Raw genomic sequence first — 25,004 nt, 5'->3', positions numbered from 1 at the left:
TCAAAAACTCCATCGGCTTTGATGGCCTCTTCGCGAGCAGGCTCGCTCCCACAGTTGCAATGCATTCCCCTGTGGGAGGGAGCCTGCTCGCGAAGGCGGCATTGCAGACAAAGTCGGTGTCAGCCTTTGCCACCTACCGGCACAACACCGCCGGTTTTTCGACTTCGATACATTTCCCCTTTCCCCGCAATCCCCCTCAAGTCCTTTGTTTGCCGGGCTTCGCGCTGCCAGAAAAAAGTTGGTCTGCAAATTGCTTATGGCTCAGCAGTACAGCAGTGGGCGGCAAACGTCCGGCATGCAGAGGAAAGAGCGTGGACAAGTACCTTTATGTAGCAATGACCGGCGCGAGCCAAAACGCGCTGGCGCAAAGGGCTCATGCCAACAACCTGGCGAACATTTCCACCAACGGTTTTCAGCGCGACCTGGAGCAGGCGCGTTCGATGCCGGTGTTCGGTGACAGCTTTCCGGCGCGTGCGTTTGCCATGAGCGAGCGGCCCGCCACTGATTTCACTCCGGGCTCGCTGGTGCAGACCGGACGTGACCTGGACGTCGCCGTGACCGGCAACGGCTGGATCGCCGTGCAGAACCCGAGCGGCGGCGAAAGCTACGTGCGCACCGGCAGCCTCAACGTCGATGCCCTCGGTGTATTGCGCGCCGGCAACGGCATGCCGGTGATGGGCAATGGCGGTCCGATCGCCGTGCCGCCCGAGCAGCAGATCGAAGTCGGTGAAGACGGCACCATCAGTATTCGTGCGATGGGCGAAGGCCCGCGTGTGATGGCCGAAGTCGACCGGATCAAACTGGTCAACCCGGACATCAAGAACATGAATAAAGGCCTCGACGGCTCGATCTACACCAAGGACGGCCAGCCGGCGCAGGCTGATGCCAACGTCAAACTGGTGTCGGGTTTCCTTGAGTCGAGCAACGTCAATGCCGTCGAAGAGATGACCTCGGTGCTGGCCCTGGCCAAGCAGTTCGAGTTGCACATCAAGATGATGAACACCGCCAAAGACGACGACCAGGCCATGGCTCGGGTCTTGCAGATCAGCTAATTATCAGAACGTCGCGCCGTAAAACAGGCGCACGAGGAGAATCGAATGCTTCCGGCTCTATGGGTTGCCAAAACGGGTCTGTCCGCTCAGGACACTAACCTGACCACCATTTCCAACAACCTGGCGAACGTCTCGACCACGGGTTTCAAACGTGACCGCGCCGAGTTCCAGGACTTGCTGTACCAGATCAAACGCCAGCCAGGCGCCCAGTCGACTCAGGACAGCGAACTGCCGTCGGGTCTGCAAGTGGGTACCGGTGTGCGCATCGTCGGCACCCAGAAAAACTTCACCGCCGGCAGCCTGCAGACCACCGAGCAACCGCTGGACATGGCCATCAACGGTCGCGGTTTCTTCCAGATCCTGCAGCCGGACGGCACCACGTCCTACACCCGTGACGGTACGTTCCACCTCGACTCCAATGGCCAGATCGTCAACGCCAGTGGTTTCGCTCTGGAGCCTGCGATCGTTATCCCGAACGACGCGCAAACCTTCACCGTCGGCAATGACGGCACCGTTTCCGTCACGCTGCCGGGCAACGCTGCCTCGCAAGTGATCGGCAACCTGCAGACCGCTGACTTCATCAACCCGGCCGGCCTGCAAGCCGTGGGCAACAACCTGTTCCTGGAAACCGCCGCTTCCGGCGCGCCGCAGGTCGGTACTCCGGGCCTGGCCGGGTTCGGCACCACGCTGCAGAACACGCTGGAAACGTCCAACGTCAGCACCGTTGAAGAGATGGTCAACATGATCACCACTCAGCGCGCTTACGAGATGAACTCCAAGGTGATTTCCACCGCCGACCAGATGCTCTCGTTCGTAACGCAGAATCTGTAATCAAGTCTATGAGGCGGCCATGAGGTCGCCTGCAACACCGTGAGGTAGGGTCATGAATCGCTTTGTATCTGTTCTGGCATTGAGTGGGGTCGTCTCGCTCGCGGGCTGCGTCGCTCCGACGCCCAAGCCCAATGACCCTTACTATGCTCCGGTGTTGCCACGCACGCCGTTGCCGGCGGCTGCCAACAATGGCTCGATCTATCAGGCCGGTTTCGAGCAGAACCTGTATAGCGACCGCAAGGCATTCCGGGTCGGTGACATCATCACCATCACCCTGAACGAGCGTACCCAGGCGAGCAAGAACGCCAACTCGCAGATGGACAAGAACAGCGACAACTCGATCGGTCTGACCTCGTTGTTCGGTTCCAGCCTGACCACCAACAACCCGATTGGTGGCGGCGACCTGAGCCTGAACGCCGGCTACAGCGCCGACCGCTCGACCAAGGGTGACGCCAAGTCGGGACAGAGCAACAGCCTGACCGGTTCGATCACCGTAACCGTCGCCGACGTGTTGCCTAACGGCATCATCGCCGTGCGCGGCGAGAAGTGGCTGACGCTGAACACCGGCGACGAGCTGGTGCGCATCGCCGGCATGGTCCGCGCCGATGACATCGCCACCGACAACACCGTGTCGTCGACTCGCGTCGCCGATGCACGCATCACCTATTCGGGTACCGGCGCGTTTGCCGACACGAGTCAGCCAGGCTGGTTCGACCGCTTCTTCCTCAGCCCGCTGTTCCCTTTCTAGGTGGCTACGTTGAATTTCAAGAGCCTCATGCTGGCTGCCGTTATGTTGTCGGTGGCCTTCACTGCACACGCCGAACGGTTGAAAGACATCGCCAGTATTTCCGGCGTGCGTTCCAACCAGTTGATCGGCTATGGCCTGGTGGTCGGGCTTAATGGCACCGGTGACCAGACGACGCAGACGCCGTTCACCCTGCAGACCTTCAACAACATGCTCTCGCAGTTCGGCATCAAGGTGCCGCCGGGATCGGGCAACGTGCAGTTGAAGAACGTCGCGGCGGTGTCGATCAGTGCCGATCTGCCGGCGTTCGCCAAGCCGGGTCAGCAGGTCGACATCACCGTTTCGTCGATCGGTAACTCCAAGAGCCTGCGCGGCGGCACACTGTTGCTGACCCCGCTCAAGGGTATTGACGGCAACGTCTACGCCATTGCTCAGGGCAACCTTGTTGTCGGTGGTTTCGACGCTGAAGGTCGTGACGGTTCGAAGATTACCGTCAACGTTCCGTCGGCCGGTCGCATCCCTGGCGGTGCGTCGGTTGAGCGTTCGGTGCCGAGCGGTTTCAACCAGGGCAACAGCCTGACGCTGAACCTCAATCGCTCCGACTTCACCACCGCCAAACGCATCGTCGACAAGATCAACGACATGCTCGGCCCTGGCGTTGCACAAGCTATCGACGGCGGGTCGATTCGCGTGACCGCGCCGCTCGATCCGAGCCAGCGTGTCGACTATCTGTCGATCCTGGAAAACCTCGAAGTCGATCCGGGTCAGGCCGTCGCCAAAGTCATCATCAACTCGCGCACCGGCACCATCGTCATCGGCCAGAACGTGAAGGTTTCGCCAGCCGCTGTGACTCACGGCAGCCTGACCGTGACCATCACCGAAGACCCGATCGTCAGCCAGCCAGGTCCGTTGTCCAACGGCCAGACCGCTGTTGTGCCGCGTTCGCGAGTGAATGCCGAACAGGAAGCCAAACCGATGTTCAAGTTCGGCCCGGGCACCACCCTCGACGAAATCGTTCGTGCGGTGAACCAGGTCGGCGCGGCGCCGGGCGACCTGATGGCGATTCTTGAAGCACTGAAACAGGCCGGTGCGTTGCAAGCCGACCTGATCGTGATCTGAGGACGGCCACTATGGATATGCGCAAAAGCGGTCTGGTCGGCAGCAGCGATTCGGGTTCCTACTCCGATCTCAATCGTCTGAATCAGCTCAAGGTCGGCGACAAGGACAGCGATGCGAACATGCGCAAAGTTGCGCAGGAGTTCGAATCGCTGTTCCTCGGTGAAATGCTCAAGTCGATGCGCTCTGCCACAAATGCGTTGGGCGAAGACAATCCGCTGAACACGCCCGCGGCCAAGCAGTACCAGGAAATGTACGACCAGCAACTGGCCGTTTCCATGTCCCGCGAGGGCGGTGGTATTGGCCTGGCCGACGTGCTGATGCGCCAGATGTCGAAGAACAAACCGATGGCGCCGGGCGAAGCTGAAGCCGCCTCTGCTGCCAAGCAGGAAGCCGCGAAAGCCGCTGCCGCTAATGTCGCCACGCCGATTGCGGCCGGCACCGTCGGCACTGGCCCGTTGTCACGCCTCAATGGCGAGCGTCCGCTGTGGGCCTCGCGTGCGGTGCATGCGCCGAACACTCAGCTCGCGCACAGCAATGACATGGCGCTGATCAACCAGCGCCGTCTGGCCTTGCCGCCGAAACTGGCTGATCGTTTGCTCGCTGGGCTGGTGCCGTCGGCAACGCCTGCCGCGACAACTCAATTGCCGCAACGCGCCACGACTGCTGCCATCACTGGCACAGGCCCGCTGTACAACGGCGACTGGCTGGCGCGTGCCGAGGCCGAGAAAGCCTCAGGCGGCCAGATGCAGGTTTACGGCCGTGCGGTGGCGCAGATTCCGCTGGCACCAGCGAAAAAAGCCTTCAGCTCTGCCGACGAATTCGTCAACACCATGCTGCCGATGGCCAAGGAAGCCGCCGACCGTATCGGCGTCGATCCGCGTTACCTGGTGGCGCAAGCCGCGCTGGAAACCGGTTGGGGCAAATCGGTCATGCGCGCGCAGGATGGCAGCAGCAGCCACAACCTGTTCGGCATCAAGGCGAGCAGCAACTGGCAGGGCGATTCGGCCCGGGCAATCACCAGCGAGTTCCGCAATGGCGCCATGGTCAAGGAGACGGCCGAGTTCCGTTCCTATGCCTCGTACAAGGACAGCTTCCACGATCTGGTGACTTTGCTGCAGTCCAATAATCGCTATCAAGAAGTGCTGAAGTCGGCCGATAACCCAGAACAGTTTGTACGCGAGTTGCAGAAGGCCGGTTACGCAACCGACCCGAACTACGCGAGCAAGATTTCGCAGATAGCCAAGCAGATGAACAGTTTTGAAAACTACGCTGCGGCGGGCGTTTCCACCACGCCTTTATAAGGCACAAGGTATAAGGTCTGAACCATGAGTTTGCTCAATATCGGGATGTCGGGGCTGTCGGCTAGCCAGTCCTCTTTGGCTACGACAGGCAACAACATTGCCAACGTCGACACCGCCGGTTATTCGCGCCAGCAAACCGTGCAGGGCACCAAATCCTCGCAGCAGTACGGCAGCGTTTTCATCGGCACAGGCACAACCCTGGCCGACGTGCGCCGGGTCTACAACTCGTACCTGGAAACCCAGTTGCACACCGCGACTTCGCTCAACAGCGAATCGGCGTCGTTTCTGGCGCAAGCCAAACCGCTGGACGGCACGCTGTCCGACGTCAACACCGGCCTGACCGGTGTGTTGCAGAAATTCTTCACCTCGATGCAGGGCGTATCGACTTCGGCCACCGATGACACTTCCCGTCAATCGGTGCTGACTGGCGCACAGGCGCTGACCGGTCGCTTCAACTCCATCGCCAAGCAATTGAACGACCAGAACACCACGATCAACGGCAGCCTGAGCGACATGACCGCCCAGGTGAACAAACTGGCCAACTCGATCGCCGCGCTCAACCAGAAGATCGGTGAGATCTCCACCAGCGGCGGTGCGCCGAACGATTTGCTCGACAGCCGTAATGAGGCCGTGCGTCAGTTGTCCGAACTGACCGGCGCGCAAGTCGTCGAGCGTGGCACCAGTTTCGATGTGTATGTCGGCAGCGGCCAGCCGCTGGTCATCGGCAACACCACCAACTCCCTCAGCACCGTGCCGAGCAAGGATGACCCGACGCGCCTGGGCATCCAGATGGATCGCGGTTCGAGCACCATCGACATCACTTCGGTGATCAACGGTGGCGAAATCGGTGGCTTGCTGACTTATCGCAAAGAAGTGCTCGACCCGTCGCTCAACGAGTTGGGGCGTGTAGCGCTGGTCATCGCCGATCAGATCAACAGCCAGCAAGCCCAGGGCATCGACAAGAACGGTGACTTCGGCGCGGCGATTTTCAACAATATCAACAGTGCCGCGCTGATCAGCCAGCGCAGCATTGCGCAGTCGGGCAACAGCGCAGGCTCGGGCAACCTTGATGTCACCATCAAGGACACCGGCAAGCTGACCACCAGCGATTACCAGGTGACGTTCACCAGCGCCACCGATTACAGCGTCAAGCGCTCCGACGGCACTGACATGGGGACGTTCAGCACCAACACGACGCCACCGCCGGTGATCGACGGCTTCAGTCTGGCCCTCAAGGGCGGCGCGTTGAGCGCGGGCGACAGCTTCAAAGTGACGCCGACGCGCAATGCGGCAGCGAGCATCCAGACCGTACTGACCGATCCGAAGAAAATTGCTGCAGCGGGCCCGTTGACCGGTGTCGCTAGCGCCAATAATTCCGGCACCTATACCCAGCCGACGCTCACCGACAAGATCAACATCTACAACCCGGCCGCCCAGGCCGAAATGCAGACTGCGCTGAAATATTCGACGCCGGTCAAACTGGTGTTCGGCGAGGCGAGCGGCGGCAGCCAGCCGTACACCATGGTCGACGCCAAGGGCGGGCTCATCAGCTCCGGTACGATCGTTCCGGGGCAGGCGAACACCCTGGACCTGAAAGTGGGCATGGTCGATGCCAACGGCGCCAAGATCATGGACACCTCGGTCACGCCTAACGTGCAGAAGACGTTCACCGTGCAGACCACCGTCGGCGGCACGCCGAAGGCTGGCGAAACCTTCACCATGAACATGACCGGCGCGGCCTCTTCGGATAACCGCAATGCCCAGGCATTGGTTGGCCTGCAAACCAGACAGACCGTCGACACCGGTTCGGCGAGCAAGGGCATCAGCCTGACCGACGCCTACAACAAACTCGTGACCAACGTCGGTACCAAGACCGCACAAGGCAAATCCGACGTTGAAGCCACTACGGCTATCCTGACGCAGGCTGCCGGTGCGCGTGATTCGCTGTCCGGGGTCAACCTGGATGAAGAAACCGGCAACCTGGTCAAATACCAGCAGTACTACACAGCGTCTTCGCAGATCATCAAAGCTGCGCAGGAAACTTTCGCCACGCTGATCAACAGCCTTTAAGGAGTCGTAATTCATGCGCATTTCCACCGCCCAGTATTACGGAACGCAAGCTGCGGACTATCAGCGTAACTTCAACAAGGTGCTGGCCAGCGGCAGCGAGGCGAGCAGCATGCAACGCATCAACACCGCCGCTGATGATCCGGTCGGCGCCGGTCGCCTGCTGCAACTGGGTCAGCAGGCCGCGATGCTGGAGCAGTACACCACCAATATCAACAGCACCAAGAGTGCGTTGACCGTGCAGGAATCCACGCTGGATGCCATCACCACGGCGTTGAGCCGCGCCAAGGAACTGTCCCTGGCCGCCAACAACGGCACGATCACCGACAAGGATCGCCAGGCTTACGCGGCGGAACTGGGCGAGATCCAGAAACAGGTATTGGGCCTGATGAACTCCAAGGATGCCAACGGCAACTACCTGTTCTCCGGTTCGAAAACCGACACCGCGCCGTACTCGCAAAACACCGACGGCACTTACACCTACAACGGTAACCAGACCACCATCAATCTGGGCATCGGCGATGGCCTGACGGTCGGCACCAATACTACCGGTTGGGATGCATTCCAGCAGACCATCAACACCGGTCGCACCAACACCAGCCTGACTGCCCCCGCGGTGGATGACGGTCGCGTCGTATTGTCCAACGGTACCGTTGGCACCGCTGCCACCTATAACTCGAAGTTCGCCAGTGGTCAGCCGTACACCGTCGCCTTCGTCAGCAGCACGCAGATGAAGATCACCGACGCGCTGGGTAACGACGTGACTGCTGACGCCAGCAAGAACGGCGTGATCAGCAACACCAGCGGCAGCAACCAGAGCTTCAGCTTCCGCGGTGTCGACATGAAGCTGAACATCAACCTGAAGGCCGGTGACACCAACCCGGATGCGGTCATTGCCGGGCACAGTTTTCAACTGGCGGTGACACCGGACACGTTCACCACATCGCGTAGCCCGGGAAACCCTTCGACGGCGGTGATCACCGGTTCCAGCATCACCGACCAGGCGGCCTACACCGCGGCATTTCCGCAGGGCGGGGCGATCCTCAAGTTCACCAGCGCCACTGCGTTCGATCTGTACGCGGCACCGGTAACTGCTGACAGCAAGCCTGTGTCTTCGGGCACTGTGGCCGGTAGCAACGCGACGGCAGCCGGTGTGACGTTCGCGCTGGGTAGCGCCCCGGCAGCCGGCGATCAATTCTCGATTCAGCCAAACAACCACCAGACTCAGAACGTGCTCGACACCCTGGGGCAGATGATTACCGCGCTGAATACGCCGATCGATGGCGACCCGGTGGCCAAGCAGAAACTGCAGGGCGCGATGGAGGCCGGTATCGGCAACATCGACGCCGCCACCAATCAGATCGGCACTGCTGTCACTTCCATCGGTGCCCGTGGCCAGTCGCTGGATATGCAGTCCGTCACCAACGACAGCCTGAGCACAGCGAACACCACGACCCAGGGCTCGATCCGTGATTCGGACCTGTCTGAAGTCATGACCCGCCTGACCTTGCAACAGACCATGTTGCAGGCCTCGCAACTGGCGTTCAGCAAGATCAGTCAGTTGGGTTTGTTCAACAAGATCTGACGGTAACGGGCGCGCAAGCGCCCGCTAGCTCGGCTCTTTAGTTTCCAATGTCTTTTTTCGCGGTTTCAGAGGGCTCGCTGTTCCGGGCGGGGTCCCGCCGCTTGCGAGTCCGCCGTGAATTCACTTCCCCTTGTCAGCCTTGTTATTCCTGCCTTCAATTCGCGTTTTTTTGAGCGGGCGTTGCGCAGTGCCGTCAGTCAGGGCTATGGCAATCTTGAGATCATTGTGTGCGATGACAGTCGCGGCAGTGAGATCGAAGACATCGTTGCGTCGGTTGTCGAGCAGTCCGGCGTCACCGTGCGTTATGTGCGTAATCCGCACACGTTGGGAATGATCGGCAATCTGAAAGCCTGCCTGGATCAGGCTCAGGGCGAGTTCATCAAGTTCTTGTGTGACGACGATCATCTGTTTGCCAGCTGTATCGAGTATCAGGCTCGCGTGCTGGCCGAACGTGACGAGGTCAATCTGGTGCTGGCCCAGCGTCTGCTCTGGGACGCCGACGACATGGTGCTCCCTTCACGTCTGGAAAATACGCCGCTGTCACCGATCAGTGGTTTGTTCAAGGGTGACGACTTGCTGGCAATCTTCGAGGCGTTCCCGGCGAACATCCTCGGTGGTTTCAGCAGTGCCATGTTCCGTCGCACCGATGTTCTGGAGTTGTTGCCGGCGCTGACGCAGCCCGAGCACTGCTTTGTGGCGAGCCTCGATTTTGCGCTGTTTGTGTGTTTGATGCGGCGCGGCAACGTGGTCGTGTCCAACCACGTGTTGAGTGTCGAACGCCTGTATCCCGATCGTCTGAGCGGCCAGCAAGCCATGAAAGACGCGCTCGAAATCGAGCGGCAATGGCTGATGCAAATGCTCAAGGCGCGCAGCGGAGAATCTGCGCCTGCCAAGGGTTGGGTGCGTTATGTGCCGATCCCCAAGGCAGACGAGTCGCCACGGGTCTGGGAAGAACTGCCGCTGAGCCGCACGCTCGGTACCAAACAGAGCGCTCAGATATGGGCGGTTGGCAGTAGCAGCCTGAGTTTTTCCGAGCTCTATACGCAATGGCTGGAGTGCCGCACGCTCACTGGCGTTCAGCGCAGACTGTTGCCGGACACGCTGGCAGGCTGGCCGTCCACGCCGCGAATCGTGCCCATCGTGGTTGATGATCAGGGCAGTTCTGCAGCGCTGGAACGTACGCTGGAGAGTCTCGCCGCGCAGGTCTATGCGCCCGAGCTGACACTGGTGTTGTCTTCCAGTTGCGCTGAGCCGGTACTGGACGGACGAGTGTTCCATTTGCCGCTGCAGGACGATCGCCTGCAACAGATCAATGAATTGCTGCCACAGCTGCAGGGAGCCGACTGGTTTTATCTGCTGCGTGCCGGTGATCATCTGGTGCCCCCTGCCTTGCTGATGATGGCCGAGCGAATCGCCTTCAACAGTGATTTGCAGTGTCTATACAGCGATGAAGGCAGTTTGCGGGCGGGTGAGTCGGTAGAGCCGGCATTTAAGCCCGACTTCAACCTCGACTTGATGCGCACCTATCCTTATGTCGGTCGCGCCCTGGCGTTCCAGCGTAATGCCTTTGTGGCGCTCGGCGGTTTCGATTCGACGTTCACTGAGTTGGCGCCTCACGACCTGTTGTGGCGGATGGTTGAAGATCAGGGCACTCAGGTGGTCGGGCATCTGGCCGAGATCGCCATCGAGTCGACATTCGATTTGGCCAAGTGGCTATCGCTGCCTGAAGTGACCGAAAATAACGCGCGATTGCTGGCGACCCATCTTGATCGTCTGGGGATCGCCCACGACATCCGTCGCGGCGGCGTCGAGTTGCTCAATCGAGTCGATTACCGGCACGTGAGCCGGCCGTTGGTCTCGATCATCATTTCTACCCGCGACAAGATTTCGGCGCTGCAGCGCTGTGTCGAGAGCCTGCTGGAAAAAACTTCGTACAGCGAGTACGAGCTGTTGCTGGTCGACAACGGCAGCGAGACAGCCGAGGCCCAAGCCTGGCTGGCCGGTATGGCGCAACTGGGCAGCGAGCGAGTGCGGGTGCTGACGTACCCGCAGCAAGGCAACGTCGCAGCCTTGCGCAATTTTGCCGTTGCCCAGGCGCGGGGCGAGTACGTGCTGCTACTCAACCCCTTTGCGGTGATCACTCAGGGTGACTGGCTCGACGAGTTGCTCAACCACGCCCAGCGTCCGGAAGTGGGCATCGTCGGTGCCAAATTGTTCAATCCCGATGGCTATGTCTTGCATGCCGGGCTGGTTCTGGGCTTGCAGGGCCCGGCCGGTGTGCCGTTCTATGGGCAGGCGATGCAGTCCGCCGGGTACATGTTCCGGTTGCAGGCGGTCCAGGACCTGAGTGCCGTCGGGGCTGATTGCCTGATGGTGCGCAAGTCGGTGTTCGATGCGGTTGACGGTCTGGATGAGCAGAGCCTGCCGCGCACGCTGCACGAAGTGGACCTGGCCCTGCGCGTCGCCCGGCAAGGTTATCTGGTGGTCTGGACCCCTTACGCGGTGCTGGCGCTCGGCGCGCAACCAGTCGAGTCGGTCATTGATGAAGCAGCAATCTCACACAGTGAGCAGGAAAAAACCTTCTACAAGCGCTGGCTGCCGGTGGTTGCCCGCGACCCGGCCTACAATCCCAACCTGTCGTTGAATGGGGCCACCCGTTCGAGTTTCACCCTCGAGCCGGGCCTGCGCAGTGGTTGGAGTCCTTTCAGCAATAGCTCCTTGCCGAAAATTCTCGGGCTGCCGATCAATGCCTCCGCCGTCGGGCACTATCGTGTGACCCAACCGCTGATCGAACTCGAAGCGGCAGGCAGGGTGCAGGGGCAGATTCGCTATAGCGTGAACCTGCCGCCGATTGTTGAAATCGAGCGTCTGTCACCTGATGTGATTGTTCTGCAGGGCCGTTATGCCGAAGCGCCGATCAACGAGATGCCAGTGCTGCGTGACTACTTCAATGCGCGGCGAATCTATGAGCTGGATGACTACGTCATCGATGTTCCCCATCGCAATGCGCATATCCGCAACATGCCGGACAAGCATCAGATGGAGCGTCTGGTTCGCCGTGCGATCGGCATGTGCGATCGCGTGGTCGTCTCGACTCAGCCGTTGGCCAACGCATTGTCGGATATGCATCACGACATTCGTGTAGTGCCCAACATGCTGGCCAAAGAATTCTGGAGCAACCTGCGCAGCCAGCGCCGGACCTCGAAAAAACCCCGCGTCGGCTGGGGCGGCGGTACCAGTCACCATGGTGACCTGGCGGTGATCGCTGATGTCGTGCGCGAACTGGCGGATGAAGTCGACTGGGTATTTTTTGGCATGTGCCCGGACGACCTGCTTCCGTACATGCATGAGTTTCACGGGGTGATTGCCCTCGACGCGTATCCGGCGAAACTGGCCAGTCTCAATCTTGATCTGGCCTTGGCGCCGCTGGAATTCCACATCTTCAACGACTGCAAGAGCAACCTGCGTCTGCTGGAGTACGGCGCCTGCGGCTATCCGGTGATTTGCACCAACACCGAGGCCTACCAAGGCTATCTGCCGTGCACACGGATCAAGACCAACACCACGGACGAATGGCTGCAGGCAATCCGCATGCACCTGGCCGACCCGGACGCCAGCTATCGCATGGGTGACGATCTGCGCGAAGTCGTGCTGCGCGACTACATCTTGCGCGGCGATAACTTGCGTTATTGGGAAAGCGGATGGCTGGCGGATTGATGCCCTTCAATAGCGATGCGTTCGCCATGTATGGCTGACAACTAAATCCAGCACTGTCGATCCTGCAACGGGATTGATGGTGAACAATTTTGTTAAGGGCGAACCCGATTTTGGATTCGCCTTTTTTACGACTGCACCCAGCCGGCACCCACCTTGCCTAGATGGCGCGTTTCCTGCAAGTCCCCCTCAAATCGCCATAAAACGAGCGCTCGCGGGCATCCCACCTGCGCCCGAACCGGCAAAAAGGTTAGCCAGTAGGCCGCAAAGCTCAAGAAAGCTGTGCGCAGCCCGGTGACGAACAAGAGGGGAGACGATGAAGGCAGTTATTTTGGCGGGTGGCCTCGGCACGCGCATCAGTGAAGAGTCGCACCTCAAGCCCAAACCGATGATCGAGATCGGCGGCAAGCCAATTCTCTGGCACATCATGAAGCAGTATTCCGCCCACGGAATTCACGACTTCGTGATCTGCCTCGGCTACAAGGGCTACGCGATCAAGGACTTCTTCGCCAACTACTTCCTCCATACCTCCGACGTCACCTTCAACATGCGCGAAAACCGCATGGACGTGCACCAGAATTACAGCGAGCCCTGGAGCGTTACGCTCATCGACACCGGCGAAGAAACCATGACCGGTGGCCGTCTGCTGCGCGCTGGCCGTTACCTGCAGGATGAAGAAGCGTTCTGCTTCACCTACGGCGATGGCGTTTCCGATTTGAACATTCGCCAACTGGTCGATTACCACAAGGCTCACGGTCGCTTGGCGACCGTCACTGCGGTGCAGCCGCCGGGTCGTTACGGTGCCCTCGAACGCCAAGGCGATCAGGTCCTTGGCTTCACCGAAAAACCTCGTGGAGACGGTGGCTGGATCAACGGCGGTTTCTTCGTACTGTCGCCAAAAGTGTTGCCGTACATCACGGGTGATGACACCACTTGGGAAGCGGAGCCATTGGCCCGCCTGGCCCAGGACGAACAGCTCAAGGCCTTCGAGCACGATGGCTTCTGGCAGCCCATGGACACCCTGCGCGACAAAAACCATCTCGAAGCACTGTGGCAGAGCGGGGAGGCCCCATGGAAGCAATGGGCCTGAGTGCGGATTTCTGGCGCGGCAAGCGTGTGCTGGTCACCGGCCACACCGGTTTCAAAGGCAGCTGGCTGACCCTGTGGCTGCAAAGTCTCGGCGCGCAAGTCAGCGGCTTTTCACTGGATCCGTCGACCGAGCCGAGTCTGTTTGAACTGGCGCGGGTGCACGAAGGCATCGATGATCAGCGCGGCGATCTGCGTGACCTCGGTGCGTTGCTCGAAATCATTGCCGATACCGAGCCTGAGATCGTCCTGCACCTGGCCGCCCAGCCGCTGGTGCGCGAAGGCTATCGCGATCCGCTCGGCACTTATTCCAGCAACGTCATGGGTACGCTGAACCTGCTCGAGGCGATTCGTCAGGTCGGCTGCGTACGTGCCTGTGTGCTGGTGACCACCGACAAGGTTTACGCCAACAAGGAATGGCTGTGGCCGTACCGCGAAGACGAAGCCCTCGGTGGCCACGATCCTTACAGCAGCAGCAAGGCTTGTTGCGAACTGTTGGCGCAGTCTTACGCGGCGTCGTTCTTCCCGGCAGACAAGTACGCCGAGCACGGTCTGGCCTTGGCCACGGCGCGTGCCGGCAACGTGTTGGGCGGCGGTGATTTTGCCCCTGAGCGGCTGATTCCCGATGTGCTGAAAGCCTGGACGGCAGACGAGCCGGTGACCCTGCGTTACCCGCAAGCCGTGCGCCCGTGGCAACACGCGCTGGAACCATTGGCCGGTTATCTGCAACTGGCTGCCGGCCTCTACGAGCAAGGCCCGGAGTACGCCGGTGCGTGGAACTTCGGCCCCGGCGAGGCGGACATGTGCAGCGTCGGCGAAGTGGTCGAATTGCTCGCCAGCCGCTGGCCGCAAGCGCGCGGTCTGCGCATCGAACCGAGCGACCTGCACGAGGCCGGTCTGCTGCGTCTGGACAGCAGTCGCGCACGCCAACTGCTCGGTTGGCAACCGCGCTGGACCTTGCAGCAATGCCTGACCCAGACCCTCGACTGGCATTTGGCATGGCAGAACGGCGATGACATGCGCGCCGTCACCCTTGGCCAACTGAACCTGTACCGAGGCGCGTTGTGAGCGAATTTTCCTTGCAGGCATTGCCGCTGGCCGGGCTGTTCAGCGTGCAGCACAAACGCTTTGAAGATCAGCGCGGGCACTTTTCCCGGTTGTTCTGCGAGGGCAGTCTGAGTGCGTTTGGCAGTGAGTTTCATATCCGCCAGATCAACCATTCCTGCACCCGCGAGAAGGGCAGCGTGCGCGGTCTGCATTATCAGAACGCGAATGCGCCGGAAGCCAAACTGATCACCTGCCTGCGCGGTGAAGTGTGGGATGTGGCGGTCGATTTGCGTCCGGACTCGGAAACCTTTTTGCACTGGCACGCCGAGCATCTGAAGGCCGGCGACGGTCGCAGTCTGTTGATTCCGGCCGGGTTCGCCCACGGTTTCCAGACGCTGACCGAAGACGCCGAATTGCTTTACCTGCACAGCGCCGATTACGCACCTGCGCATGAGGGCGGTCTGTCGGTGAATGATCCACGGCTGGCGATTGCCTGGCCGTTGCCTGTCAATAATTTGTCAGCGCGTGATTCCAGCCATCCCGCGCTCGATCAACACTTCGCTGGAGTGCGTCTATGAATTGCCGTGGGTGCGCCGCACCGCTGAGCCTGCCGCTGATCGACCTCGGCACCTCGCCACCGTCCAACGCCTACGTGCATGCCGATCGGCTGGAACAGGCCGAGCAATGGGTGCCGCTGAAGGTCGCCGTGTGCCAGCAATGCTGGCTGGTACAGACCGAGGATTACACCTCCGCCGACAGCCTGTTCGATGCCGAATACGCCTACTTCAGTTCGTTCTCCAGCACCTGGCTGGCCCATGCCGAGCGCTATGTGGCCGAGATGGTCGAGCGCTTCGGCCTGACCGCCGACAGCCGCGTGGTCGAAGTCGCTGCCAACGACGGTTACCTGCTGCAATACGTAGCCGGTCGCGGCATCCCGTGTCTGGGCGTCGAGCCGACCCGCAGCACCGCGCAAGCGGCGCGGGAAAAGGGGCTGGACATTCGTGAGCTGTTCTTTGGTCGCGACACCGCCGCGCAGTTGAAAAGCGAAGGCTGGGGCGCTGACCTGATGGCCGCCAACAACGTGCTCGCGCATGTGCCGGACATCAACGATTTCCTCGGTGGTTTCGCGGCACTGCTGAAACCGACCGGTGTGGCGACTTTCGAATTCCCGCAACTGTTGACGCTGATGGCAGGCGCGCAGTTCGACACGCTTTATCACGAGCACTATTCGTATCTGTCGCTGACGGCTGTGCAAACCCTGTGCGAACGCAACGGCCTGGAAGTCTTCGACGTCAGCCAGTTGAGCACTCACGGCGGATCGCTGCGGGTATTCGTGCAGCGCAAGGAAGGCGAGCGTCGCCCGGTGCAACCAGCGGTGCAACAACAGTTGCAGGCTGAACTTGATGCAGGGGTGAAAACCCCCGAGTACTACGCGACCCTCGCGCCTGCCGCCGAACGAATCAAGCATGAACTGCTGCGCTTTTTGCTGCAGGCCAAGGCTGACGGTAAACGTGTGGTGGGTTACGGCGCGGCGGCGAAGGGCAATACCTTGCTCAACTACGCCGGGGTCAAACCGGACCTGCTCGCCTGGGTAGCCGATGCCAACCCGCACAAGCAGGGCAAGTTTCTGCCGGGCAGCCGCATCCCGATTGTTGCGCCGGCACAGATCGACATCGAAAAACCCGACTACGTGCTGGTGCTGCCGTGGAACCTGCTGCACGAAGTCAGTCAGCAACTGGCGCAGGTGCGTCAGTGGGACGGCCGCTTCGTGATTGCGGTGCCTGAGTTGAAAGTACTGTGAAGGTCCTCGTAACCGGAGCCACGGGCTTCGTCGGTCGGCATCTGGTCGCGGCATTGCTGGCGCGCGGCTGTGTTGTTCGTGCAGTGGCACGCAACGCAGAAACCGCGCAGGGCATGCCGTGGATCAACGATGTCGAGTTCGTCGCGGCGGATATTCACGCCGACGATCTCGATATCGCCGCGTTGACCGAAGGCGTTGATGCGCTGGTTCATCTGGCCTGGCCGGGTTTGCCGAACTATCGGGCGCTGTTCCATTTCGAGCACAACCTGATGGCCGATTACCGCTTCATCAAGCGTGCGATCGAGGCGGGGGTGAAGCAGGTGCTGGTCACCGGCACCTGCTTCGAGTACGGCATGCAAAGCGGCCCGCTCAGCGAAAACACCGAGCCAAGGCCGAGCAATCCGTACGGGCTGGCCAAGCACACCTTGCACCTGTTTTTGCAGAGTTTGCAGCAAGAGCATCCTTTCACCCTGCAATGGGCGCGGCTGTTTTACCTGCATGGCGAAGGGCAGAACCCCAACAGTCTGTTGGCGGCGCTGGACCGCGCAGTCGACGCCGGTGAGGCGTCGTTCAACATGTCTGCGGGCGAGCAGTTGCGCGACTTTCTGCCGATTGCCACCGCGGCCACTTACCTCGCCGCGATCCTGCATCAACGCGACTTCGACGGTGTGATCAATTGCGCCAGTGGCCAGCCGATTTCAGTAAGAACCCTCGTCGAGCAACGCCTGCGCGAACGCGGCGCTTCGATCGATTTGAACCTGGGGCATTACCCCTACCCGACACACGAACCCATGGCGTTCTGGGCGGTGGTCGACCGTTTGCAAGATCTGCTTGAGGTGCAGCAGAGCAACTGATGTGCCTCGAAGCGAATGCCTTTGGCAGCGTGACTATCAAATGACTTTTCAGTGAGACCGGACAATGAGCGATAACGTAATCAAAGCCTTCGAGGCGGAGTGCCAGGCCGAAGTGATTGCCCAGGGCCAGGACAAGGACCTGAAGGCGTTGGCCCAGGAGTTCTACAACCAGTCGGCCAAACACAAATACACCTACCACTTTTCGTGGATGGGCCGTCCGATCATTCAATTGCCGCAAGACATGATGGCGATGCAGGAGCTGATCTGGCGGATCAAGCCAGACCTGGTGATCGAGTGCGGTATCGCCCACGGCGGTTCGATCATTTACTACGCCTCGCTGCTCGAATTGCAGGGCCACGGCGAAGTGCTGGGCATTGATCGCGACATCCGTGCGCACAACCGTGAGGCCATCGAAAGCCATCAGATGATCAAGCGCATCAGCATGATCGAAGGCTCAAGCCTCGATCCGGCAGTGGTCGAGCAGGTTCGTCAGGCGGCGGCCGGCAAGAAAGTGATCGTGGTGCTCGATTCCAATCACACCCACGACCATGTCCTCGAAGAACTGCGTCTTTACGCACCACTGGTTTCGGCTGACAGCTACTGCGTGGTCATGGACACCGTGGTTGAAGACATGCCGGCCGATGCCTTCCCGGATCGCCCGTGGGGTCCGGGTGACAACCCGAAAACCGCAGTTTGGGCCTACCTCAAAGAGAACCAGGATTTCGAGATCGACCAGCAGATGCAAGACAAGCTGCTGATCACGGTCGCCTCGGACGGTTATCTGCGTCGGGTTCGTTGATCCGTTCCATCATTAAAGTGTTTTTCGGGCGGTTTCGCCGGTAGTGGGGAGAAGTTATGCAAGGCAAGTACGGTTCTGAAAACAAGCAGCCATTGAGCGAGTTGCTGACGGTGGTACTGATCACCCACAACCGCCCGGCTTTTTTGCGTCGAGCGCTGCAGTACTACAGCGGCCTGCCTTGCAAGGTTTTGGTACTGGATTCTTCTTCCGAGCGCCCGGAAGGTGATTTCTCCGCGGTCGATTATCAGCACCTGCCGCAATTCGCCTACTGGGGGATGCAAGCCAAACTGACCTACGGCGTCGAGCAACTGACGACGCCGTATATGGTGTTCGCGGCTGACGACGATTTCATCCTGCATGAATCGCTGGCCGAGTCGGTCAACTTCCTTGAGGCCAACCGCGACTACGGGTTGTGCCACGGCTACTGCCTGATGTACCTGGCGCTGGCCGGCAGCGTCAGCTACTACCGACGCGACAAGAAAATCTGCGAAGACTACGCGTCGGAGCGTGCCGAGGATCGCGTTCTCGATTTCATGCACCAGTACGTGCCGCCGTTCTATGGCGTGTGCCGCACCTCGATCATCAAGGACTGGTACGCGGCATTGCCGCCGGGCACCAGTTTCGAATGGCAGGAAATCGGCCACACCTACTACCTGTTGGCGAACGCCAAGGCGCGCATCCTGCCGATTCCTTATGTCGTGCGCGAGATCAACATCGGTTTCTCCGACCACAACACCGAGGTCTACCACGCGCTGTCGTACACCGATACCAAGTCGGTGACCGAGCGCGAAGCCTTCGCCGAATTCCTCGCCTCTTTGCCGACCGGTATCACCGATCTCGACCAGGCGCAGCGCAAGGCGTTGGCCCTGGAAAGCTTCGCGGCCATGACGGACAGCCTGGTCTCCGGACGGGCGTTGACGACCGAGCTGATTTTCGAGTCCACCTGGAGCAACCTTACCAAGGCACCAGAGCGCAAATTCGGGCCACGCCAATACGTCGAGATGCCTTTCTACAACGAGCGCTTTTTTGACTTGCTGACGCAGTTCGAGTTTTTGCTGCACGCGATGCCGGCCGGTCGCATTCAACTGGAAAAACTCGAGGGTGTGTGGACCCGGCAGGAATACCTGCTGCAGGCACGCAATAACGATACGGCGCAAAGTGTCGTCGACCGGTTGTGGCAGGCCCATGACAGCAACGCGTTCAACCGCGCTGTGCTCAAGCGTCTGTCGGCGCAACTGCAAACCCTCGGTGAAGACGAGCAAGCGCAGAAGATAGCTGAGTGGGATGCTCGTCTGGCGGCAGTGGCGGACACCGATCATTACCCGGTCTTCGGTAAGATGCGCTCGGGCCGTTTGCTCGACTGGCTGGCGGCTCGCAAGCCGGACGCCGAACAGGCTGCTTTGATTGCCAAGCATCTGGCGGCGAACAATGGCGGTCCACAATTCGGCATTTTCCTGCTGGATCTGGACAACAACGTCGAGAAGCTGCAAGTGACACTCGACAGCCTCGTCGAAGGTCACAGCAAGGCTTTCAAAATCGTCGTCTTCACCACGGGCGAGCCGCAGAGTGCGACCACCGCACAGAACACCTTGCACTTTGTCCGGGTCACGCCGGGCAGCCTCGTCGACAAACTGAACCTGAGCGCCGCGCAATCTCCCTGCGACTGGTTGCTTCTGGCGAACGTGGGTGATGAATTCACGTCGAGCGGCCTGTTGCGCGCTGGTCTGGAGTTGATGTCGGTCACGGGGCTTCGCGCGGTGGCCACTGATGAAATCCAGCGCACTGAAGAAGGTGCGCTGGTGGACGTATTCCGCCCTGGCTTCAATCTTGATTTGCTGCAGAGCATCCCGTCGCTGATGGCACGCCATTGGCTTGTGCGCCGCGACGTGCTGCTGGAGGTCGGCGGTTATCAGGCCGACTTCAGCAAAGCGATGGAGTTCGACCTGCTGCTGCGCATCATTGAGCAGGGTGGCCTCGACGGTCTGGCGCATCTCGACGAGCCGTTGTTGATCACACAAGCAGCAGCGCTGGAAGAAAACGCCCACGAGCGTCAGGCTTTGTTGCGCCATCTAGGCAATCGCGGCTACCAGGCCAAAGTGACTTCGGCGGCGCCGGGCACCTGGCAGATTGATTACCGCCACACTGAGCAGCCGATGGTGTCGATCATTCTGCCGGTCATTGATGACTTGCCAGTGATGCGCCGCTGCCTGGAAGGCCTGCTGCTCAGAACCCGCTACAACCGTTACGAAGTACTGGTGGCGGCAAACGCTAATCAGTCGGCAGCGGTCAATGACTGGCTGGGTGGATTGCGCCATCCGAAAGTGAACGTCTTGCGCGCCGATCAAACACTCGGCGAAGTGGCGCTGTATAACGCTGCCAGCGAGCAGGCTCAGGGTGAATATCTGGTGCTGCTGGCCGCTGACGCAGAAGTCGTCAACCCGAACTGGCTCGACTCGTTGCTCAACCATGCCCAGCGTCCGGAAGTCGGGATCGTTGGTGCCAAACTGGTCAGCCGTGACGGGAAAATCTCCCAGGCGGGTTTGATTCTCGGTCTGAACGGTGGCGTCGGTTCGGCGTTCATCGGCGAGAAGCACAGCGCCGCGGGTTACATGCAGCGCCTGTCGGTCGAGCAGAACTATTCGGCCGTGTCGAAGGTGTGCCTGATGGTGCGCAAAGAGTTGTTCAATGCGCTCGGTGGCCTGGATGAAGTGACCTTTGCTGATGGTTTCAGCGATGTCGATCTGTGCCTCAAGGCCGGGCAGGCCGGTTACCTCACCGTGTGGACGCCGCTGGTCCAGGTGTTGCACACCGGTGAATTGCCGCAAGCCCCTGAGGCGCTGGCCGCATTGCGCGAGAAATGGAGCAGCGCTTTTGCCCAGGACCCGGCTTACAACGCCAACCTGGCCCTGACCGGCAAAGGCTTTACCTTGGCTGAAAACACTTCGATCAATTGGTCGCAGTTGCTGGCTTGAGTCCGTCGGACAGGGAACAGGAATTACACATGTTCAACGGTAAATCGATCTTCATCTCCGGCGGCACGGGCTCGTTCGGGCGCAACTTCATCCGCCGCTTGCTGGAGCAGTACCAGCCCAAGCGCGTGGTGGTGTTCTCCCGTGATGAGCTCAAGCAATACGAAATGCAGCAGACGTTCAACGCGCCGTGCATGCGTTACTTCATCGGTGACGTGCGTGACGCTGACCGCCTGCGTCAGGCCATGCGCGGCATCGATTACGTGGTGCATGCCGCCGCGTTGAAGCAGGTGCCGGCGGCTGAGTACAACCCGACCGAATGCATTCGCACCAACGTCAACGGCGCGGAAAACATCATCGCCGCGGCCATCGACAACGGTGTGAAAAAGGTTGTGGCGTTGTCCACCGACAAGGCTGCCAGCCCGATCAATCTGTACGGCGCGACCAAATTGCTGTCGGACAAATTGTTCGTGGCCGCCAACAATATTGCCGGCGAGCAGGAAACCCGATTTGCCGTGGTGCGTTACGGCAACGTAGCCGGTTCGCGGGGCTCGGTGGTGCCGTTCTTCAGCAAACTGATTGCCGATGGAGCGCAAGAGCTGCCGATCACCGACGAGCGCATGACGCGGTTTTGGATCACTCTCGACCACGGTGTGCAGTTCGTGCTCGACAGCTTTGCGCGCATGCACGGTGGTGAAGTGTTCGTGCCGAAGATTCCGTCGATCCGCATCGTCGATCTGGCTCGGGGCATGGCCGAACATCTGCCGCACAAAAATGTCGGCATTCGTCCAGGGGAAAAACTCCATGAGTTGATGGTGCCGCTGGACGATGCGCGGATGACTATTGAATTCGAGGACCACTACACGATCCAGCCGTCGATTCGCTTTACCAGCGTCGATGTCGATTTTGCCGTCGACAAACTTGGCGAGCGTGGGCGCGCGGTGAGCGAAGATTTTGAATATCGCTCCGACACCAATCCGCACTTCCTCTCGGTCGGACAGATCGCGGCGCTGCACGCGAAGCTCTCGGTATGATCCCCTACGGCCGGCAGAGTCTCGATCAATCGGACATCGATGCCGTCGTCGGGGTGTTGCAGTCGGACTGGTTGACGCAAGGGCCGACCATCGAGCGCTTCGAACAGGCTGTGGCCGAGCGTTGCCAAGCGGATTTCGCCGTGGCGGTGTGCAACGCCACGGCGGCGTTGCACATTGCGTGTCTGGCGGCGGGTCTTGGCCCGGGCGACCGTCTGTGGACCACGCCGAATACATTCCTGGCCTCGGCCAATTGCGGGCGTTACTGCGGCGCCGAAGTAGACTTTGTCGACATCGATCCGCTGACCTGGAACCTTGATGCTTACGCGTTGGCGGCGAAACTGGATCAGGCTGAACAGGACGGCAAACTGCCAAAAGTCTTGGTGGCGGTGGCGTTTTCCGGGCAGAGCTGCGACATGCGCAAGATTGGCGAACTGGCCGAGCGCTACAACTTCACCGTGATCGAAGATGCCTCCCACGCGGTCGGCGCTTCTTACGCCGGGCGTCCGGTGGGTTGCGGTGAATTTGCGGCGATGACCGTGTTCAGTTTTCATCCGGTGAAGATCATCACCAGTGCCGAGGGCGGCATGGTTCTGACCAATCGCCCGGCCCTGGCTGAGCGCCTGCAACGCCTGCGCAGCCATGGCATGACCCGCGATCCGCAGCAGATGACCGAGCCCAGTCACGGCCCTTGGTACTACCAGCAGATCGAGCTGGGCTTCAATTACCGGATCACCGATCTGCAGGCCGCGTTGGGCTTGTCGCAACTGGCCAAGCTGGATGCCTTCATCGCTCGGCGTCGTGAGTTGGCAGCGCGCTACGAGCAGTTGCTGACGTACTTGCCGCTGACGTTACCCAGCGCTGAACCGGACGCGGTATCAGCCTGGCATTTGTATGTGGTGCGCGTGCAGACCGAGCGCATCAGCCTCAGTCACCGTCAGGTGTTCGAGGGCTTGCGCGCGGCCGGCATCGGCGTGAATCTGCACTACATTCCGGTGCATCTGCAGCCTTACTATCAGGCACTGGGTTTTGCCGAGGGCGACTTTCCCGAAGCCGAACGCTATTACGCCGAGGCGATCAGCCTGCCGATGTTTCCGCTGCTGACCGAGGAGCAGCAGGATTACGTGGTCGAGCAATTGCGCCGGCTGCTGATTGAGGAGTAGGGCAACGTGAGCAACATTGCAATCATCCCGGCGCGCGGGGGCAGCAAACGTATCCCGCGCAAGAACCTGGCGCTGTTCGCTGGCGTGCCGATGATTGTCCGTTCGATTCGTACGGCGCTGGATTCGGGCTTGTTCGATCAAGTCGTCGTTAGTACCGATGACGAAGAAATCGCCGAGGTCGCGCGGGCGCACGGGGCTGATGTGCCGTTTTTGCGCCCGGCCGATCTGGCGGATGATTTTACCGGCACCGCCGCAGTGATCGTGCATGCCTTGCAGCAACTGCCGGCCTTCGATTACGCCTGTTGCGTGTACGCCACGGCGCCGCTGTTGCAGGTGCGTTATCTGCGCGAAGGATTTGAGTTGCTGGAGCAGCATCCGGACAAGTCTTTCGCTTTCTCCGTGTGCAACTTCGGCTTCCCTGTGCAGCGTGCGCTGACGCTGGACGGGCAGGGCGCGCTTACGGCGTTGTACCCGGAATTTCGTGACACCCGTTCGCAGGATCTGTCCGAGGCGTTTCAGGATGCTGGCCAGTTCTACTGGGGGCGCAGCGACGCGTGGCTGCGCGGCGAGGTGGTCTATTCGCCCGCCAGCCTGCCAGTAATTCTGCCTCGGCACCTGGTGCAGGACATCGATACGCCTGAAGACTGGAAACGTGCCGAATACCTTTACGCCGCGCTCAAGGCTGGCGGAGAGTTGCAATGAGAATCCTGATTCGCGCTGACGCCTCGCCGACCATCGGCAGCGGCCATATCGCCCGCTGCCTGACGCTGGCGCGGGTGCTGCGCAAGCAGGGCAGTCATGTCGCGTTTGCCTGTCGGCAGTTGCCGGGGCATCGACTCGATGCTCTGAGCGCCGAAGGTTTCGAGACATTCGCACTGCCTGAATTTTATCCCGGTGAAGATCCGCAGCAGGCCATCGAGTCGATGCTGCCGTGGCAGGCCGACATCGATGCGTTGGATTTGCTGCTGGAAGATCACGCCGAATTCGACTGGATGATCGTCGATCATTACGGCCTCGATCATCACTGGCAGACCGCCGCACGGCGTTGGGCGCCGCGTATTGCTGCCGTCGACGATCTCGCCACTCGGCGCTACAGCGTTGATTTGCTGCTCAATCAGAATTTGTCCGGCCTCAGCGATAACTACACGCCGCTGTTGCCCGAGGGCTGCCGCACACTGCTCGGCCCGCGCTATGCGATGTTGCGCGAAGAGTTCGATTGCCCGGCGATCGACATCAAACCCGAAGCCCGGCGAGTGCTGGTGAACTTCGGCGGTTTCGACGCGGCGATGCAGACCCATCACGCGATGTTGGCGTTGGCCGATTTTACTGAACTTGAAGTGGACTTCGTCGCCGGTGTCGACAACCCGGCATGGGCGCAGATGCAGGCACTGGCGCAAACGCGGCCAAACTGGCGTCTGCACAGTTTTGTCAGCGATTTCCATCAACGCATGATCGAGGCCGATCTGTTTATCGGCGCCGGTGGCGGCACCAGTTGGGAGCGTGCGGCGTTGGGTCTGCCGACGATCTGTATAGCGGTGTCGAATAACCAGCAGGTCAACGGTGAAGTCATGGCGGCAGCGGGCGCACATGTATTCATGGGCGCGCGCGAGCAGGTCAGCGTCGCGCAGTTGCGTGACGCGATTGGTTTTGTCGCCGCTAATTTTTATCTGCGCCAGAGCATGGCTGAACGTTCTCGGCAAATGGTCGATGGACGCGGTGCATTGCGAGTCGCCGCGGCATTGGCCGATGGTGTGCTCAAGTCAAGCCACGCCACACTGGACGATGCGCAATTGCTGCCCGACGGGCTGAACTCCAGTTTGAATAATAGGGAACACCGTTC

General features: G+C 60.4%; 18 protein-coding genes and 1 pseudogene. All 19 read left to right on the top strand.

Going from position 1 to position 25,004, the window contains the following annotated elements; translation table 11 throughout:
* Positions 1-311 precede the first annotated feature (311 nt).
* On the top strand, positions 312-1,052 hold the full coding sequence (locus AB4P92_RS07780; RefSeq protein WP_150594284.1) for a flagellar basal body rod protein FlgF: 741 nt from the start codon (positions 312-314) through the stop codon (positions 1,050-1,052).
* 45 nt (positions 1,053-1,097) lie between these two features.
* Entirely contained in the window at positions 1,098-1,883 is a 786-nt protein-coding gene (gene flgG, locus AB4P92_RS07775) for a flagellar basal-body rod protein FlgG (RefSeq protein ID WP_042558187.1), read from the top strand.
* Positions 1,884-1,935: 52 nt separating this feature from the next.
* Positions 1,936-2,631 (top strand): flagellar basal body L-ring protein FlgH, encoded by a 696-nt coding sequence (gene flgH, locus AB4P92_RS07770; protein ID WP_042558188.1) that lies wholly within the window; start codon positions 1,936-1,938, stop codon positions 2,629-2,631.
* Between the two features lie 27 nt (positions 2,632-2,658).
* Positions 2,659-3,747, top strand: a complete 1,089-nt coding sequence (locus AB4P92_RS07765) for a flagellar basal body P-ring protein FlgI (protein WP_228732622.1) — start codon at positions 2,659-2,661, stop codon at positions 3,745-3,747.
* Between the two features lie 11 nt (positions 3,748-3,758).
* Entirely contained in the window at positions 3,759-5,048 is a 1,290-nt protein-coding gene (flgJ, locus tag AB4P92_RS07760) for a flagellar assembly peptidoglycan hydrolase FlgJ (protein ID WP_042558190.1), read from the top strand.
* A gap of 24 nt (positions 5,049-5,072) precedes the next feature.
* Positions 5,073-7,118: a flagellar hook-associated protein FlgK gene (flgK, locus tag AB4P92_RS07755; protein ID WP_261736929.1), complete on the top strand. Its 2,046-nt coding sequence runs from the start codon at positions 5,073-5,075 to the stop codon at positions 7,116-7,118.
* A 13-nt stretch (positions 7,119-7,131) separates the two neighbouring features.
* Positions 7,132-8,700, top strand: coding sequence for a flagellar hook-associated protein 3 (locus AB4P92_RS07750; RefSeq protein ID WP_395599211.1), 1,569 nt, complete (start codon positions 7,132-7,134; stop codon positions 8,698-8,700).
* Positions 8,701-8,814: 114 nt separating this feature from the next.
* The gene (locus AB4P92_RS07745; RefSeq protein WP_395599210.1) at positions 8,815-12,417 is read left to right on the top strand and encodes a glycosyltransferase; all 3,603 of its coding nucleotides are present in this window, start codon (positions 8,815-8,817) and stop codon (positions 12,415-12,417) included.
* 313 nt (positions 12,418-12,730) lie between these two features.
* Positions 12,731-13,504 (top strand): glucose-1-phosphate cytidylyltransferase, encoded by a 774-nt coding sequence (rfbF, locus tag AB4P92_RS07740; protein WP_042558195.1) that lies wholly within the window; start codon positions 12,731-12,733, stop codon positions 13,502-13,504.
* Positions 13,486-14,568, top strand: coding sequence for a CDP-glucose 4,6-dehydratase (gene rfbG / locus AB4P92_RS07735; RefSeq protein WP_261736932.1), 1,083 nt, complete (start codon positions 13,486-13,488; stop codon positions 14,566-14,568). The genes rfbF and rfbG overlap by 19 nt, the downstream gene beginning before the upstream one ends.
* Positions 14,565-15,125, top strand: coding sequence for a dTDP-4-dehydrorhamnose 3,5-epimerase family protein (locus AB4P92_RS07730; RefSeq protein ID WP_150594275.1), 561 nt, complete (start codon positions 14,565-14,567; stop codon positions 15,123-15,125). The genes rfbG and AB4P92_RS07730 overlap by 4 nt, the downstream gene beginning before the upstream one ends.
* The gene (locus AB4P92_RS07725; RefSeq protein WP_261736933.1) at positions 15,122-16,348 is read left to right on the top strand and encodes a class I SAM-dependent methyltransferase; all 1,227 of its coding nucleotides are present in this window, start codon (positions 15,122-15,124) and stop codon (positions 16,346-16,348) included. The genes AB4P92_RS07730 and AB4P92_RS07725 overlap by 4 nt, the downstream gene beginning before the upstream one ends.
* Positions 16,345-17,202, top strand: coding sequence for an NAD(P)-dependent oxidoreductase (locus AB4P92_RS07720; RefSeq protein WP_261736934.1), 858 nt, complete (start codon positions 16,345-16,347; stop codon positions 17,200-17,202). Before AB4P92_RS07725 ends, AB4P92_RS07720 begins: the two co-directional genes overlap by 4 nt.
* Positions 17,203-17,266: 64 nt before the next feature.
* Complete coding sequence (locus tag AB4P92_RS07715) at positions 17,267-18,001, top strand: cephalosporin hydroxylase family protein (protein ID WP_150618496.1); 735 nt, start codon at positions 17,267-17,269, stop codon at positions 17,999-18,001.
* A gap of 56 nt (positions 18,002-18,057) precedes the next feature.
* The gene (locus AB4P92_RS07710) at positions 18,058-20,973 is read left to right on the top strand and encodes a TIGR00180 family glycosyltransferase (RefSeq protein WP_395599209.1); all 2,916 of its coding nucleotides are present in this window, start codon (positions 18,058-18,060) and stop codon (positions 20,971-20,973) included.
* A 29-nt stretch (positions 20,974-21,002) separates the two neighbouring features.
* Positions 21,003-22,004 carry a UDP-N-acetylglucosamine 4,6-dehydratase (inverting) gene (pseB, locus tag AB4P92_RS07705; protein ID WP_261736936.1) on the top strand — a complete coding sequence of 334 codons (1,002 nt, stop codon included), beginning with the start codon at positions 21,003-21,005 and terminating at the stop codon, positions 22,002-22,004.
* Positions 22,001-23,164: a UDP-4-amino-4,6-dideoxy-N-acetyl-beta-L-altrosamine transaminase gene (gene pseC / locus AB4P92_RS07700; protein WP_395599208.1), complete on the top strand. Its 1,164-nt coding sequence runs from the start codon at positions 22,001-22,003 to the stop codon at positions 23,162-23,164. Before pseB ends, pseC begins: the two co-directional genes overlap by 4 nt.
* Before the next feature lie 6 nt (positions 23,165-23,170).
* Positions 23,171-23,866 carry a pseudaminic acid cytidylyltransferase gene (gene pseF / locus AB4P92_RS07695; RefSeq protein ID WP_395599207.1) on the top strand — a complete coding sequence of 232 codons (696 nt, stop codon included), beginning with the start codon at positions 23,171-23,173 and terminating at the stop codon, positions 23,864-23,866.
* Positions 23,863-24,993, top strand: a pseudogene (gene pseG / locus AB4P92_RS07690) (UDP-2,4-diacetamido-2,4,6-trideoxy-beta-L-altropyranose hydrolase); the annotation flags it as partial. The gene pseF and the pseudogene pseG, both read left to right, overlap by 4 nt.
* Positions 24,994-25,004 lie beyond the last annotated feature (11 nt).

The organism is Pseudomonas sp. A0308 (assembly GCF_044218815.1).
Classification (GTDB): Bacteria; Pseudomonadota; Gammaproteobacteria; order Pseudomonadales; family Pseudomonadaceae; genus Aquipseudomonas; species Aquipseudomonas iridis.
Note: the sequence above shows the minus strand (reverse complement) of the source record. Positions and strands in the feature narration are given on the sequence as shown.

Coding starts and splice junctions, on each gene's coding strand:
- flgH (WP_042558188.1), top strand. CDS start 1,936: ATGAATCGCTTTGTATCTGTTCTGGCATTGAGTGGGGTCGTCTCGCTC.
- flgG (WP_042558187.1), top strand. CDS start 1,098: ATGCTTCCGGCTCTATGGGTTGCCAAAACGGGTCTGTCCGCTCAGGAC.
- flgJ (WP_042558190.1), top strand. CDS start 3,759: ATGGATATGCGCAAAAGCGGTCTGGTCGGCAGCAGCGATTCGGGTTCC.
- AB4P92_RS07715 (WP_150618496.1), top strand. CDS start 17,267: ATGAGCGATAACGTAATCAAAGCCTTCGAGGCGGAGTGCCAGGCCGAA.
- rfbG (WP_261736932.1), top strand. CDS start 13,486: ATGGAAGCAATGGGCCTGAGTGCGGATTTCTGGCGCGGCAAGCGTGTG.
- pseB (WP_261736936.1), top strand. CDS start 21,003: ATGTTCAACGGTAAATCGATCTTCATCTCCGGCGGCACGGGCTCGTTC.
- rfbF (WP_042558195.1), top strand. CDS start 12,731: ATGAAGGCAGTTATTTTGGCGGGTGGCCTCGGCACGCGCATCAGTGAA.
- AB4P92_RS07710 (WP_395599209.1), top strand. CDS start 18,058: ATGCAAGGCAAGTACGGTTCTGAAAACAAGCAGCCATTGAGCGAGTTG.
- AB4P92_RS07765 (WP_228732622.1), top strand. CDS start 2,659: ATGCTGGCTGCCGTTATGTTGTCGGTGGCCTTCACTGCACACGCCGAA.
- AB4P92_RS07750 (WP_395599211.1), top strand. CDS start 7,132: ATGCGCATTTCCACCGCCCAGTATTACGGAACGCAAGCTGCGGACTAT.
- AB4P92_RS07725 (WP_261736933.1), top strand. CDS start 15,122: ATGAATTGCCGTGGGTGCGCCGCACCGCTGAGCCTGCCGCTGATCGAC.
- pseC (WP_395599208.1), top strand. CDS start 22,001: ATGATCCCCTACGGCCGGCAGAGTCTCGATCAATCGGACATCGATGCC.
- flgK (WP_261736929.1), top strand. CDS start 5,073: ATGAGTTTGCTCAATATCGGGATGTCGGGGCTGTCGGCTAGCCAGTCC.